Below are 13,182 nucleotides of genomic sequence, written 5' to 3'. Positions count from 1 at the left end.
TTGAGTTCTCAAACAACAGACACACCCGGCACCACCCAAACCAAACATTCAGGATCGCTCCGGAGCAACTTTCCAAACTTACCAGACCGGCCTCTCCGCCGCAACTTCCGGAATCCGGAAACCGTGCGGGGCAAAACAGTCAGGATACTCCCGGAACCACCACCGGACGCGGTAAAGCGAACCAGTAATTGGCTTCCGTTTGAAAGGGAGTCTGTCGCAATTTTTCCGCTTCAGCGGCGGCGACTCAGAAAACATTACACGCCCCGGCGGCACCCCGGCAAATCGCCGTCTCAGCTCCTCCTCGCCCAGTGGTTCCGCGGAAAACCGGGGAAAACGGGGGAAATCGGGCCATTCCAAGGACCAGGGCGGCCCGAAAACACCTCTATGAAGCCGCTCACATCCGCCGGACAAGTCCAGCTCGTGCAACGGAAAGCTCGCATAACAGCGATATGTCCAACCCACGCCCCCACGGAAAGAACATGTCCACCGGGGGCGGCGGCCGGCTGCGGCAGTCAAGCCCTGTCAGCCGCGGCCGGGACATGCAGACGGCGCCGCACCACTGGTGTGCGGCGCCGTCGTGCACTAACGCCATCGGGTACTGACTGGAAGGTGGCGCCTTAGTGTCCCGCTGCCCCTTCGGTCTTGCGCATCATCGCGGAAAGCACCACGGCGATGACTGCAATGACGGCGGCCGTGAAGAAGGCGGCCTGCATGCCGGCCACGAATCCCGACGCCGCGGACACGACAGCGAAGATGGAAATCAGCAGAGCCGTACCGGCGGCGCCGGCCACCTGCTGCAGGGTGCTCATGATTGCCGAGCCGTGCGAGTACAAGTGCGGCGGCAACGGGTTCAGGCCGGTGGTGAAGGCGGGGGTGAACAGCAGCGCCAGGCCGAAGCTCAGCGCGACATGCAGGACGATCACCCACCAGACCGGGCTGGACTGGTTCAAGGTGCTGAACTGCCACAGGGTGAGCACCATCAGGATGGAGCCCGTGACGGTGAGCGGCAGGGGACCCACCTTGTCGAAGATCCGGCCGATGACCGGTCCCAGCATGCCCATTGCCAGGCCGCCGGGAAGCAGGGCGAGGCCGGTTTCCATCGGCAGCAGGTGGAGAACGTTCTGCAGGTACAGCGGCAGGAGGATGACCCCGCCGAAGAGCGCCATCATGGCCACCACCATGAGCAGGGTGGACACCGTGAACATGCGGAAATTGAAGGCGCGCAGGTCCAGCAGCGGTGAATCCTCCTTCTGCAGCTTCAGCTGGCGCAGCACGAACACCGCCAGGCAGACCACGCCGATGGCGAGTGCGGCCAAGGGCACAGCGGTGGCTCCGCCGTTGCCGCCGATCTGGCTCAAGCCATAGACCACGCCGCCGAAAGCCGGCACCGTGAGCAGCACGGAAAGGAAGTCGAGCTTGATGGAGCCCTGCTCACCGACGTTGCTCAGGTAGCGTGCGCCGATACCCAAGGCAGCCAGGGCCACGGGAAGCACGAAGATGAACATGAACCGCCAGGAAAAGTGGTCCAGGATGATCCCTGACACGGTCGGGCCGAGGGCGGGGGCCACCGAGATCGCGATGGTCACGTTGCCCATCACGGCGCCGCGGCGGGACAGCGGAACCAAGGTCAGGATGGTGGTCATCAGCAGCGGCAGCATGATCGCGGTGCCGCTGGCCTGGACGATCCGTGCAAGCAGGAGCACCAGGAATCCCGGCGCCAGGGCGGCCAGCAGCGTTCCGCCGCTGAACAGGCCCATGGCAAGCAGGAACACCGCACGGGTGGTGAGGCGCTGCAGGATGAAGCCGGTGGTCGGTATGACCACGGCCATGGTGAGCATGAAGCCGGTGGACAGCCACTGGACGGTGGGCGCGTCGACCGCGAGGTCCGTCATGAGCCGCTGCAGGGCAACGTTCATGATGGTTTCGTTGAGGATCACCACGAAGGTGGCGACCAGGAGAGTGACGATGACCGTGACGGATTCGCGCGGCATCTTCTCTGTTGTGGTTGTGGTCTGCACGGGATTGCCGTGGGCATCGGACGTGATGTCGGTAGACATGAGGGTCCCTCAGGTTCGGGTGCGGAGTCGGCCGGAGATCAACCTTGAAAACTGCAACAGTCTAGGACGCTGCCGCATTCCCGTCAGCAGGCAACAGCAAATTCGTTTTAGGAATTCAGCGGAATGTTGTCTATCAGCCGGACCGGGCCCACCTTCGCGGCGATGATCGCGAGGCCTTCTCCGCGGAACGGGGTGTCCTGGCAGTTCTCGGCCAGCGGCTCGAGCGTGCGGGGGTCCACGACATCGAAGTAGTCCAGTTCCACGAGCGGCTGGGAGCGGACAAGTTCGACGGCGGAGGGCAGGTCCAGCGGTTCGTGGGCGTCGGCGCGCTGCTCCAGCAGGCGAAGGGCACGGGAGAGGACAAGGGCCGCCTCTCGTTCCTCCGCGCTGAGGAAGCGGTTGCGGCTGGACAGGGCCAGGCCGTCCTCGGCACGCACCGTGGGGACGGCCACGATCTCCACCGGGAAGTTCAGGTCGGCCACCATGCGGCGGACGAGCGCGAGCTGCTGGGCGTCCTTCTGGCCGAAGTAGGCGCGGTACGCGGCAGCTCCGCCGTCGGCCGCGGAACCGGCCGGAAGCCCACCGATTGGAAGGGCATAGTGCAGCAGCTTCGCGACCACGGTGAGCGCGCCGTCGAAATGTCCGGGACGCGAGGCGCCCTCCCACTTTTCGCCCAACGGGCCGGAGGTGACGCGGACCAGCGGCTGCCCGTCCGGGTAGACCTCCTCGACGGAGGGTGCGAACACGAGGTCCACGCCCTCGGCGTCGAGGAGGTCCATGTCCGCCTCGAGGGTGCGCGGGTAGCGGTCCAGGTCCACGGCGTCGCCGAACTGCAGGGGATTCACGAAGATGGACGCGGCCGTGACGTCGTTGGCGGCGACGGCGGTGCGCGCAAGGGTAGCGTGTCCGGAGTGCAGGGCCCCCATGGTGGGGACGAAACCGAGCGAGCTGCCGCCCTTTTCCTTCAGGAGCCGGGCGCCCTCGGCGCGCAGTTCCGCCGCGGTGGTGACGAGCTTGATTGCCATGGTCAGTTGCCTTCCGAGGTGGTGCCGTCAGTTCCCGGCCCGGAGGTGTCCGGGCCGCCGAGTGCGGCGTCGATCCCGCTGAACTGCCCGTCGGTGAGCAGTCCGCGTTTCGCGGCGCGCAACGCTGTGGCGCGCGCCATCGCGATGTACGCCGGCAGGATATCGCCGCTGCCGGCGGCGTCGTGGTCGCGCAGGGCCTGCACGTGGTCGGCGACAGTGCCGGCGTCGCCGCGCGCCACCGGGCCGGTCAGCGCGGATTCGCCGGACGCGAGGGCGTTTTCGAGGGTCGCGCGCAGCAGCGGGCCGAGCATGTTCTCCGGCTGCTCGACCCCGATCTCACGCAGCAATTGGGAGCCCTGCGCAACGAGGGTGGCCATGTGGTTCGAGCTGTGGGCGAGGGCCGCGTGGTAGATGGTGCGGTCCGCCTCGGCGATGACCACGGGCTCGGCGCCCATTTCCATCACCAGGGCCTGGCCGATCGGCAGCATCGCGGCGTCCGCGGTGACCCCGAAAGTGCAGTCCTGGAGCCGGGTCAGGTCCAGGCTCATGCCGGTGAAGGTCATGGCCGGGTGCAGTGCGAGCGGAATCGCCCCGGCCGCACGGACAGGCTGCAGGACCCCGACGCCGTACCGGCCCGAGGTATGCGCCACCAGCTGTCCCGGCTGCCAGGCACCGAGCTTGGCCAGTCCGTCGACGAGCCCGCCGAGCACATCGTCCGGGACCGCGAGCAGGACCAGTTCTGAACGTTCCACGATTTCCTGGATTTCCAGGACCGGGACGCCAGGCAGCAGGATTTCGGCGCGCTCCCGGCTGGCCTCCGAGACTGCGGACACCCCGACGACGGCGTGCTCGGCCCCGCGCAGGGCGGCACCGAGCACTGCGCCCACCTTGCCGGCACCGATGATTCCGACGCCGAGTCGTCCGGGCCTAGCCATTGCGGGGTTCCTCCTGGGTTGTCGTGGTTGCGTTCGCGGGCCGCTGCACTGCTTGCAACGGCGCGGGCACCGGCAGGGAGCCGGCCCGTGAGAGTTCCGCGAGCCATTGCTCGCTGGTCTGGCGTTTGCGGGCTTCCCTGGCGCGGGCGGCCTGCTGGTCGAACAACGCCACCGCCTCGCCGACGTCGGCCTGGATCAGCCGCGGCACCACGGGACCGGCGGTGGTGTGCAGCACCAGGTCCGCCACCCCGAAGCGGCGTGCAAGGGGTCCCTGGCTCAGGGCCATGGACTGGGTGCGCTGGTGCGGCACGAGCACCAGCTGCCGCCACCAGCGGCCCGAGCGCAGCAGCAGGGCGGTACCGGTGGCCAGGAAGGCGTTGCGCCGCCAGCCCAGCGGGGCGATCAGGCGGGCCCGGCGCGGGGTGGTGGTGAATCCGGCGTCGGAATCCAGGCCGTTCACGGCCGCCGCGAACACCCGGTACGGGTCCGGGGTGCCGGGATCAGGCAGCACGAGGGCGAGGGTCTGCATGACCTCACCCATCCCGCCCACGGGCAGCAAGGTGGTGCGGGCGGCGTTCTCGTTCCCCGGATTGCCGCCATAGCCGGCCACGTTGACCTGGATGCGGTACCAGCCAAGGATCCGCCACAGGGGCGGCTGGGTGATCCGCAAGGCCTGGATCCGGCCCGGCGGAACGGTCTGTGCCTGGGTGTCGAGCAGCCCGTAGCGGAGCCGGATGCCGTCGGGCGAGATCGCCGCGGTGAAGTTGAAGCCCTTGTTGAACGACTTCCAGTACGCGGCGCCGAGGCCGAGGATCGCCGGGATCAGGTAGAGGACCACGGCGCCGGATTCGGTGAGCACCGAGAACACCACCGAGGCAATCGCGCCAAGGACCACGAAGAAACTCTGTTCGCTCAGCAGGAGGGAGCCAACCAGCCGGCCGTGCGGGACACTGAGGACCACATGCTCCGGCGCCTCCGGCACGGGCGCGGTTTCGGCGCCGTCGGCCACGCCCGCGGCCCGGCCCAGGATAGTGGCGCGCAACTGCTTGGCCTGTTCGATCGGCAGGTACGCCAGGCGCACGGCCGATTCGCCGGCGTCGGCCACCTCGAACTTCAGTTCGGCGAGCCCGAAGATCCGGGCCAGCAGCGGCTGCACGATGTCGATGGCCTGCACCCGGTCCAGCCGGGCCTGGCGCTGCTGCTTGAAGAGGAACCCGGTGTTGACGCGGACGTAGCCTTGGCTGAGCTGGTAGCGCGTGAAGTACCAGCTCAGGACGAAGCCGGCCACGGTGAGCAACAACAATGCGGCGCCGCCGGCCAGGAGCCACAGGATACGCCCGTTGAGGCCCTCGTCGACCAGTTCGCGGCCTTGCAGCGCGCGTTCGAAGATGTCCCGTCCGAAGAAGACGACGACGGCGACCAGCGCCACCCAACCCCGCACGAAGGGCGACGCCGGGTGCACGCGGTGCCAGTCGGCGTCGACGGCGGGCCGGTCCCGGTTCACGTCCACGGACACCCGCTCACAGACCTGCCAGTCGCGCTTCGCCGCGGGCGGTGAGCTGTTCGCGGAGGCGGGCGCCCTCGGCGGCCGGGAGCCCGGGCAGCAAGGCGTTCGTTCCGGGGGACGCCGTGTGCAGCTTCAGTGTGCACAGGCCCAGCGCCCGCTCGACCGGGCCCACGGCGACGTCGACGTACTGCATGCGCCCGTAGGGCACCACCATGGTGCGCTGGTAGAAGATGCCGCGGCGGATAAGGAGATCCTCGTCGCGTTCGGCGTATCCGATGGCACGGACCTGGCGCGGGATCAGCACGAGTCGCCAGAGGGCGAGCAGGAACATGGCCGCCGGAACGATCGCAGCCAGCCACAGCGGCGGAAACTGCCACCCACCCAGAAGCACGAACAGGAGGGGGATGCTGAGCACTGCCACCAACAGCAGGTTGCCGACGGCCCATTCGACGAGCCGCACGGTCACGTACTTCGATGAGACCCGCTGCCATTCGATACCGGGTGGATCAATCGCGGAGGTATGCATACTCACCTTCACCCTTGGCGTCTCCGCGCCGCGGTCCTCCGGCCGTTCCGCCGCCTTCCAGGTCCTCCGGGGGGATGCGGCAGAATCGCTCGACGACCAGGCCCACCACCACCATGACCAGCCCGCCGCCGCCCATGATGAGGGCGAGCCACAGGACCGGCTGGTCGCTGCGGAAGTTCCAGATCCGCAGTTGCTCCACCACGATCCCGGCATGCCAGCCCAGCAGCATGGCGCCGACATAGGCGCAGGCCTGGGCCAGAATCAGCGTCCGTGCGGCCAGGATCGGGTTCAGCATTGACTTCTTCTTGCCGTTGCGCCACCGCAGTACGCGAATGCCCATGATGAGGGTGATCGCGGCGATGACGCCCATGGTGACGAGGGCCGAGGCCGGAAGGACCGGCGACGCCAGGCCGTAGCGGTTGGTGGCGACCACCGTCAGCCAGCCTGCGCCCGCAAGGACGACGGCGATGATCAGCAAGGCGATCGGGCGCATCGCTTTCATGCCGGCTCCACCCCCGGAACGCTGCCGGCGACGGCCTCGGACGTGCTGCTTCCAGCGCTGTCGCCGTCGAAGCCGTCGAAGGGCCGCAGCCCCGGGAAATCCTGCGCCTTCACCGCGAGTTCGGCCACGCTTTCGCCGTTCAGGCGCGCGGCCGGGTCCAACTGCGCCCACGGGTAGAGCACGAACGCGCGCTCCGCGGCCCGCGGGTGCGGCAGGGTGAGTTCTTCGTCATCGCTGCGCAGTTCGCCGTAGGTGATGATGTCAACGTCCAGGGTCCGGGGACCCCAGCGGACCTCGCGGACGCGGTGGTGCTTCTGTTCGACGCTGTGGCAGTGCTCGAGCAGTTCGTACGGGCCCAGGGTGGTTTCGACTGCGATCACCATGTTCAGGAAATCGGGCTGGCCCGCGGGCCCGCCTACCGCCTTGGTCTGGACGATGGGGGAAACGCCGAGCAGGCGCACCTCGGGCCTGTCCACGAGGTCCGCGACCGCGGTGGACAGGGTGTCGTTCCGCTCCCCCAGGTTGCTGCCGAGCGCCAGGATGGCTTTGGTGGGTCCGCTCATGGGCGCTCCCGGTGGACGCTGACCGTCACGTCGCTGAAGGGCACCTCGATGGGCGCCTTCGGCTTGTGGACGGTGACGTCGACGGCGGACACCTGGTAGCCGGCAAGGATGCCTTCGGCGATGCGGACCGCGAGCCCCTCGATCAGGTTCAGCGGCTCACCGCTGATTTCGGACACGATGTACTCCGCCACTTCGCCGTAGTGCGCGGTGTGTTCGACGTCGTCCGTTGCTGCCGCCTGGGAGAAATCCGTGTACAGCACCGCGTCCACCACGAAGGGCTGCCCTTCACGGCGTTCGAAATCGAACACCCCGTGGTGTCCGACGGCGGTGACTCCCGTCAGCGTGATCTTGTCCAAACGCTTCCCCTCATTCAGTTCGGATACGCGAGCTTCAGTGCCGGATGCGCGCGGCGACCTTGACCGCATCCAGGCTGGGACCGACGTCGTGCACGCGCACGCCCCAGATGCCGCGTGCGGCGCTGATTGCGGTGATCGCCGCCGTGGCGTAGTCCCGCTCCTCCGGGGCGGCCGCCTTGCCGGCGACGGTCAGCAGGCTGCCCAGGAAGCGCTTGCGGGAGGCCCCGACGAGGATCGGGTGGCCCAGCGCGTCCAGCTTGCCGATGTGCTTGAGGAGTTCCCAGTTCTGGGCTTCGTTCTTGGAAAAGCCCAGGCCCGGGTCCACGATGATCTGCTCGGGCGCGACGCCGGCCGCGTACAGCTTGCCCCGGACGCCTTCCAGTTCCTCGATCACCTCGTCCACCACGCTGCCGTACTCGGCCAGGCTGTCCATGCTCTCGGCGTCGCCCCGGCGGTGGGTGAGGATGTACTTCACCTTGCTGGCGGCGATGAGTTCGGCCATGCCGGGCTCGATGGTCAGGCCGGACACGTCGTTGATGATCGCCGCGCCGGCCTCGATCGCGGCCGCCGCGGTGGAGGTGTGCGTGGTGTCGACGCTGACCAGGGCGCCGGCCTTGACCAGGGCCCGGATGGCCGGCAGGACACGGCGCTGTTCCTCTTCGGGGGTGACGGACTCGGCACCCGGGCGGGTGGATTCGCCGCCGATGTCGATGATGTCCGCCCCGGCGTAGAACATCCGCAGGCCGTGAGCGATGGCGGTGTCCGCCGTCGGGTGCTTGCCGCCGTCGCTGAAGGAATCAGGGGTGACGTTCAGGATCCCCATGACCACCGTGCGGTCTACCGGCAGGTCTTCGAAACGGGCCGCCGCACGCGGTTTGCGGAGGATGGGCAGGGGGTTGGTTGCTGGTCCTGTTCCGGGTGCTGCTGCGAGGGAGTCCATGGTCTTCTTACCTTCCGAGGATGAGGCTCATGGCTTCGGCGCGGGTAGCCGGGTCATGAAGTTGACCGCGCACCGCGCTGGTGACGGTCTTCGCGCCGGGCTTCCGAATGCCGCGCATGGACATGCACATGTGCTCGCATTCGACGACGACGATGGCGCCGCGGGGGCTGAGGTGCTCCACTAGGGCCTCAACGATCTGGGTGGTCAGCCGTTCCTGCACCTGCGGGCGGCGGGCGAAGATGTCCACGAGGCGGGCCAGCTTGCTCAGCCCGGTGACCCTGCCGTCGTGGGACGGGATGTAGCCGACGTGGGCCACACCGTGGAACGGGACCAGGTGGTGCTCGCAGGTGGAGTAGAACGGAATATCCTTGACCAGCACGAGTTCCTCGTGGTCAAGGTCGAAGGTGGTCGACAGGATTTCTTCCGGGTCCTGGTGCAGGCCGGCGAAGACTTCCGCGTAGGCCTTGGCGACGCGCTTGGGCGTATCCACCAGTCCGCCGCGGTCCGGGTCCTCCCCTATCGCGAGGAGGATCTCGCGCACAGCGGCCTCGATCCGGGGCCGGTCCACCTTGTGGGAGTGCTTGCCGTGGCCGTGGGAACCGCCGGATTCACCGGCGGACACCACGCCGAAGGCACCACTGAAGTCGTCATCGTCGATGTGAGTCACAGCAGAAAGCTTAGCCGCGATGTACGACGTCGGTGCCCGCCTCGGGCTCTGTGTGACCTGCCGGACGCTGCGACTCGTGCCCGGGAACCCCGCTGTCGTACGGCCGTTCCGCTGCCGGGTGGGCCAGTGCCGGGGGCAGCAGTTCGCCTTCGCCGTCTTCGCCGGCGGCTGCCCGTGCGGCCGCTTCGGCGGCTAGCTGGGCGCGTTCCCGGGAGGACAGGACGGGGGCGATGTGCTGGACCGGGCGGGTCTCCTTGGAGAGCCAGATCGGGCGGACGACGGGCTTGCGGACACCAGCGGTGAGGCGCTCGACGTCGGCCTGGTTGATGGTTTCGCGTTCCAGCAGTTCCAGGGCGATCTGGTCCAGGATGTCGCGGTTTTCGGTGAGGATCTGATAGGCCTCGTCGTGCGCTTCATCGAGGAGCCGGCGGACCTCGTCGTCAACGAGGGCGGCCAACTGGTTAGAGATGATCGGTGCGGAGCCGGCGCCGCCGCGGCCGGTCAGCGGATCGGAGTCGCCGCCGCTGACCTTGATGGTGCCGACCTTCTCGCTCATGCCGAGGTCGCTGACCATGCGGCGGGCGGTGCTGGTGGCCTGTTCGATGTCGTTGGACGCACCCGTGCTGGGGTCGTGGAAGACGATTTCCTCGGCGACGCGGCCGCCCATGGCCCAGGCCATGCGGTCCAGCAGCTCGTTGCGGGTGTAGCCCTGCGGGTCCTCGTCCGGCACCACCATGGTGTAGCCGCCGGCGCGGCCGCGCGGCAGGATGGTGACCTTTGTGACCGGCGGCGCGTTGTGCAGGGCCGCCGCCACCAGGGCGTGGCCGCCTTCGTGGTAGGCAGTGAGCTTGCGGTCGTGCTCCTTCTGGACGCGGCTGCGCTTCTGCGGGCCGCCCATGACACGGTCGATGCCTTCGTCGAGGGCCCGGTCGTCAATGAGCTGGGCGTTGGAGCGGGCCGTCAGCAGGGCGGCCTCGTTCAGCACGTTCGCAAGGTCCGCACCGGTGTAGCCGGGGGTCTTCTTTGCGACGGCGTTCAGGTCCACACCGGGAGCCAGCGGCTTGCCCTTCGAGTGGACCCGCAGGATGTGTTCGCGGCCCAGCCGGTCCGGGGCGTCCACGGAGATCTGCCGGTCGAAGCGGCCCGGGCGCAGCAGGGCCGGGTCCAGGATGTCCGGGCGGTTCGTGGCGGCGATCATGATGACGTTGGTTTTGGCGTCGAAGCCGTCCATTTCAACGAGCATCTGGTTGAGGGTCTGCTCGCGTTCGTCATTGCCGCCGCCGATGCCGGCACCGCGGTGGCGGCCGACGGCGTCGATCTCGTCAACGAAGATGATGGCCGGGCTGTTGGCCTTGGCCTGTTCGAAGAGGTCGCGGACGCGGGAGGCGCCCACACCGACAAACATTTCCACGAAGTCCGAACCGGAGATGGAGAAGAACGGCACCCCGGCCTCGCCGGCGACGGCGCGGGCGAGGAGGGTCTTGCCGGTACCGGGAGGGCCGAACAGCAGGACGCCCTTGGGGATCTTGGCGCCGACTGCCTGGAATTTGCCCGGTTCCGCAAGGAATTCCTTGATTTCCTGAAGCTCCTCTACGGCTTCGTCAGCACCGGCGACGTCGGCGAAGGTCACCTGCGGCATGTCCTTGCTGATCATCTTGGCCCGGGACTTGCCGAACTGCATGACCTTGGACCCGCCGCCCTGCATGCGGGAGAGCAGGAACCAGAACAGCACGCCGAGCAGCAGCACGGGAACCAGCAGGGAGAACAGTCCGGAGAACCAGTTGTTCTCGACGGGCTGGTCGGTGAAGCCCTTGCTCGGTTTGGCGTCGGTCACCGCCTTGACGACGTCAGCGCCGCGCGGGTTCACGTAGAAGAACTGGACATTCTTGCCCTTGTCCTGGCCGTCGATGACCAGGTTGTCCTTCAGCACCAGGTCCACACGGTTCTCCGCATCGAAGATCTTGGCCTGCTCCACCTTGCCGCTTTGGGTGAGGAGTTCCAGGCCCCGGTCGGTGTCGATCCGGGTGGACCCGCCAGGCAACAGCGTCGCGAAGGCCACCAGGAGCAAGGCGACCACGACAACAATCCAGATGCCCGGGCCCTTGAAGAAATTCTTAGCTTTCATCTATTCCGGGGCCAGGCCCCGTCCCTCCTGGTAGTGCTGTACGGCGCAGCGTTCTATGCGCGTGCGGTGCTGCGACAATTCTAGGTTTACACCGTTCCGAGTAATTCACGCATAGCTCCTGGGAAAAGTTCCCTCTCGGCGTACATCACGGATGGACCACCCAGCCGGAGACCGGTGTCTCCGGGCGTCAGGGCTGGAACAAAGGCTTGAATAAATGAAGGCGGCCTCCCGAGAGGGAAGCCGCCTTCATGCTGTCCGGATGCCCGGCACGTGCTCGCTACTCGTAGACGTGCGGGGCCAGGGTGCCCACGAACTCCAGGTTGCGGTACTTCTCGGCGTAGTCCAGGCCGTAGCCAACCACGAATTCGTTGGGCAGGTCGTAGCCGACGTACTTCACGTCCAGCTCGACCTTCGCGGCGTCCGGCTTGCGGAACGCGGTGCAGATTTCCACCGAGGAGGTGCCGCGGGATTCCAGGTTGGTCTTGAGCCAGGAAAGGGTCAGGCCGGAATCGATGATGTCTTCGACGATCAGCACGTCCTTGCCCATGAGGTCGGTGTCGAGGTCCTTGAGGATGCGGACCACTCCGGAGGACTGGGTGCCGGAGCCGTAGGAGGAGACGGCCATCCAGTCCATGCTGACGTGGCTGTGCAGGGCGCGTGCGAGGTCGGCCATGACCATGACGGCACCCTTCAGGACGCCCACGATCAGGAGCTCGCGGCCCTCATAATCCTTGTCGATCTGTGCTGCGAGTTCGGTGATCCGCTGCTGGATCTGCTCTTTGGTGTAGAGAACGTGTTTGAGGTCTGCCTGGACGTCGGTTGAATCCACCAATGGCTCCTGTGTTGATGCGGGTCTGCGGCTAGTGCTGGGGCGTTTTGTGATGCCGGAATACTAGCTTCCCACAGCCATCCCCTCCGCGGGGAACGTCAGGCTGCCCGGGCTGCTTCGCCAGTGCCAGTTTCTCCTCCGCCTGCCCGGCAAGCGACAGCCGGTAGACGCTGACATTGCCCGGCAGCTGGACCGGCCCCGCGGACCCCTGCCTCCGTAGCAGTGCCTCGGCCGCCTGGAGGCGCCCGTACCCGGGTTGCTGGCCCCCGACGTCGGCCGCCGCCTTGGCGATCACCCGGAACCTGAGGGCCGGCGGCAGTTCCCTGACCGCGGCTTCGGGGAGCCAGACGCCGTCGTCCGTGCGCTGCACGAGCCCGGCGTAGCGCCCGGCGGCGAGTTCCTCCAGGAAGTCGGCGTCCTGCTGCAGGATGGCTGCGGTGCGCGCGAGGGATTCGGCGACGCCGGGCCCGAGCTTCTCCTCCAGCAGGGGCATCACGTCCACCCGGGTCCGCGAGCGCGCGAAGGCGGGGTCGGTGTTGTGCGGATCGTGCCAGGGATCCAGGCCTTCGACGGCGCAGATTTCAAGGGTTTCTTCACGGCGCAGGCCCAGGAACGGGCGCAGGAGCCTGCCGCGCGCGGGCCGCATCCCGGCCAGGGACCGGGTCCCGGAACCGCGGGCGAGGCCGAGGAGGACCTGTTCGGCCTGGTCATCCAAGGTGTGGCCGAGCAGGATCGCGCCGCAGCCCAGTTCATCGGCCGCGGCCTCGAGGGCGGCGTGCCGGGCGTCGCGTGCAGCGGCCTCCGGCCCGAAGCCGGTGGCGGCCACCTCGACGGTGCGCAGTTGGACCGGTGAAAGGCCCAGTTCCTGAAGGACAGCGACGGTTTCCGCGGCAACCCCTGCGGACCCTTCCTGCAACTGGTGGTCAACGACGACGGCGGCCACGGACACCGGGTGTCCGTCCACAGTGCCGCGGCGGGCGAAATGCGCGGCCACAGCGGCCAGCGCCAGGGAATCGGGGCCGCCGCTGCAAGCGACGAGGACCCGCTCCGGGTAGCCGGCTGCCGCCAGTGCGTCCCGCAGATGGTTGCGCGCCTTGCCGACGACCGGCGCGAGGCGGCCGGGCCGCCGTCGGCCGCTGGTCCTGCCGTC

General features: G+C 67.8%; 13 protein-coding genes. All 13 read right to left on the bottom strand.

What is annotated here, in order from left to right:
• Positions 1–617: 617 nt before the first annotated feature.
• The 13 genes from DWV11_RS07225 to tilS all read right to left on the bottom strand — a co-directional run bounded on the left by DWV11_RS07225 (position 618) and on the right by tilS (position 13,113).
• Positions 618–2,057 (bottom strand): DHA2 family efflux MFS transporter permease subunit, encoded by a 1,440-nt coding sequence (locus tag DWV11_RS07225; RefSeq protein ID WP_115788209.1) that lies wholly within the window; start codon positions 2,055–2,057, stop codon positions 618–620.
• A 107-nt stretch (positions 2,058–2,164) separates the two neighbouring features.
• Positions 2,165–3,082 (bottom strand): pantoate--beta-alanine ligase, encoded by a 918-nt coding sequence (gene panC / locus DWV11_RS07220; RefSeq protein WP_115788208.1) that lies wholly within the window; start codon positions 3,080–3,082, stop codon positions 2,165–2,167.
• 2 nt (positions 3,083–3,084) lie between these two features.
• Positions 3,085–4,017, bottom strand: a complete 933-nt coding sequence (locus tag DWV11_RS07215) for a Rossmann-like and DUF2520 domain-containing protein (protein WP_115788207.1) — start codon at positions 4,015–4,017, stop codon at positions 3,085–3,087.
• Entirely contained in the window at positions 4,010–5,527 is a 1,518-nt protein-coding gene (locus tag DWV11_RS07210) for a PH domain-containing protein (RefSeq protein ID WP_245953484.1), read from the bottom strand. The genes DWV11_RS07215 and DWV11_RS07210 overlap by 8 nt, the downstream gene beginning before the upstream one ends.
• A gap of 10 nt (positions 5,528–5,537) precedes the next feature.
• Entirely contained in the window at positions 5,538–6,050 is a 513-nt protein-coding gene (locus tag DWV11_RS07205) for a PH domain-containing protein (RefSeq protein WP_115788205.1), read from the bottom strand.
• Positions 6,031–6,552: a DUF3180 domain-containing protein gene (locus tag DWV11_RS07200; protein ID WP_115788204.1), complete on the bottom strand. Its 522-nt coding sequence runs from the start codon at positions 6,550–6,552 to the stop codon at positions 6,031–6,033. Before DWV11_RS07200 ends, DWV11_RS07205 begins: the two co-directional genes overlap by 20 nt.
• A complete protein-coding gene (gene folK, locus DWV11_RS07195) occupies positions 6,549–7,115 on the bottom strand; it encodes a 2-amino-4-hydroxy-6-hydroxymethyldihydropteridine diphosphokinase (protein WP_115788203.1) in 567 nt (188 codons plus the stop codon). Before folK ends, DWV11_RS07200 begins: the two co-directional genes overlap by 4 nt.
• Positions 7,112–7,471 (bottom strand): dihydroneopterin aldolase, encoded by a 360-nt coding sequence (gene folB, locus DWV11_RS07190; RefSeq protein WP_115788202.1) that lies wholly within the window; start codon positions 7,469–7,471, stop codon positions 7,112–7,114. Before folB ends, folK begins: the two co-directional genes overlap by 4 nt.
• 34 nt (positions 7,472–7,505) lie before the next feature.
• The gene (gene folP, locus DWV11_RS07185) at positions 7,506–8,411 is read right to left on the bottom strand and encodes a dihydropteroate synthase (protein WP_115788201.1); all 906 of its coding nucleotides are present in this window, start codon (positions 8,409–8,411) and stop codon (positions 7,506–7,508) included.
• A 7-nt stretch (positions 8,412–8,418) separates the two neighbouring features.
• The gene (folE, locus tag DWV11_RS07180) at positions 8,419–9,078 is read right to left on the bottom strand and encodes a GTP cyclohydrolase I FolE (RefSeq protein ID WP_425452050.1); all 660 of its coding nucleotides are present in this window, start codon (positions 9,076–9,078) and stop codon (positions 8,419–8,421) included.
• Positions 9,079–9,088: 10 nt separating this feature from the next.
• Positions 9,089–11,203 carry an ATP-dependent zinc metalloprotease FtsH gene (gene ftsH, locus DWV11_RS07175; RefSeq protein WP_115788200.1) on the bottom strand — a complete coding sequence of 705 codons (2,115 nt, stop codon included), beginning with the start codon at positions 11,201–11,203 and terminating at the stop codon, positions 9,089–9,091.
• A 277-nt stretch (positions 11,204–11,480) separates the two neighbouring features.
• Positions 11,481–12,032: a hypoxanthine phosphoribosyltransferase gene (gene hpt, locus DWV11_RS07170; RefSeq protein WP_115788213.1), complete on the bottom strand. Its 552-nt coding sequence runs from the start codon at positions 12,030–12,032 to the stop codon at positions 11,481–11,483.
• Between the two features lie 31 nt (positions 12,033–12,063).
• Positions 12,064–13,113 (bottom strand): tRNA lysidine(34) synthetase TilS, encoded by a 1,050-nt coding sequence (tilS, locus tag DWV11_RS07165; protein WP_115788212.1) that lies wholly within the window; start codon positions 13,111–13,113, stop codon positions 12,064–12,066.
• Positions 13,114–13,182 lie beyond the last annotated feature (69 nt).

The sequence above is a fragment of the Arthrobacter silvisoli genome (genome assembly GCF_003369445.1).
GTDB lineage: Bacteria > Actinomycetota > Actinomycetes > Actinomycetales > Micrococcaceae > Arthrobacter > Arthrobacter silvisoli.
Note: the sequence above shows the minus strand (reverse complement) of the source record. Positions and strands in the feature narration are given on the sequence as shown.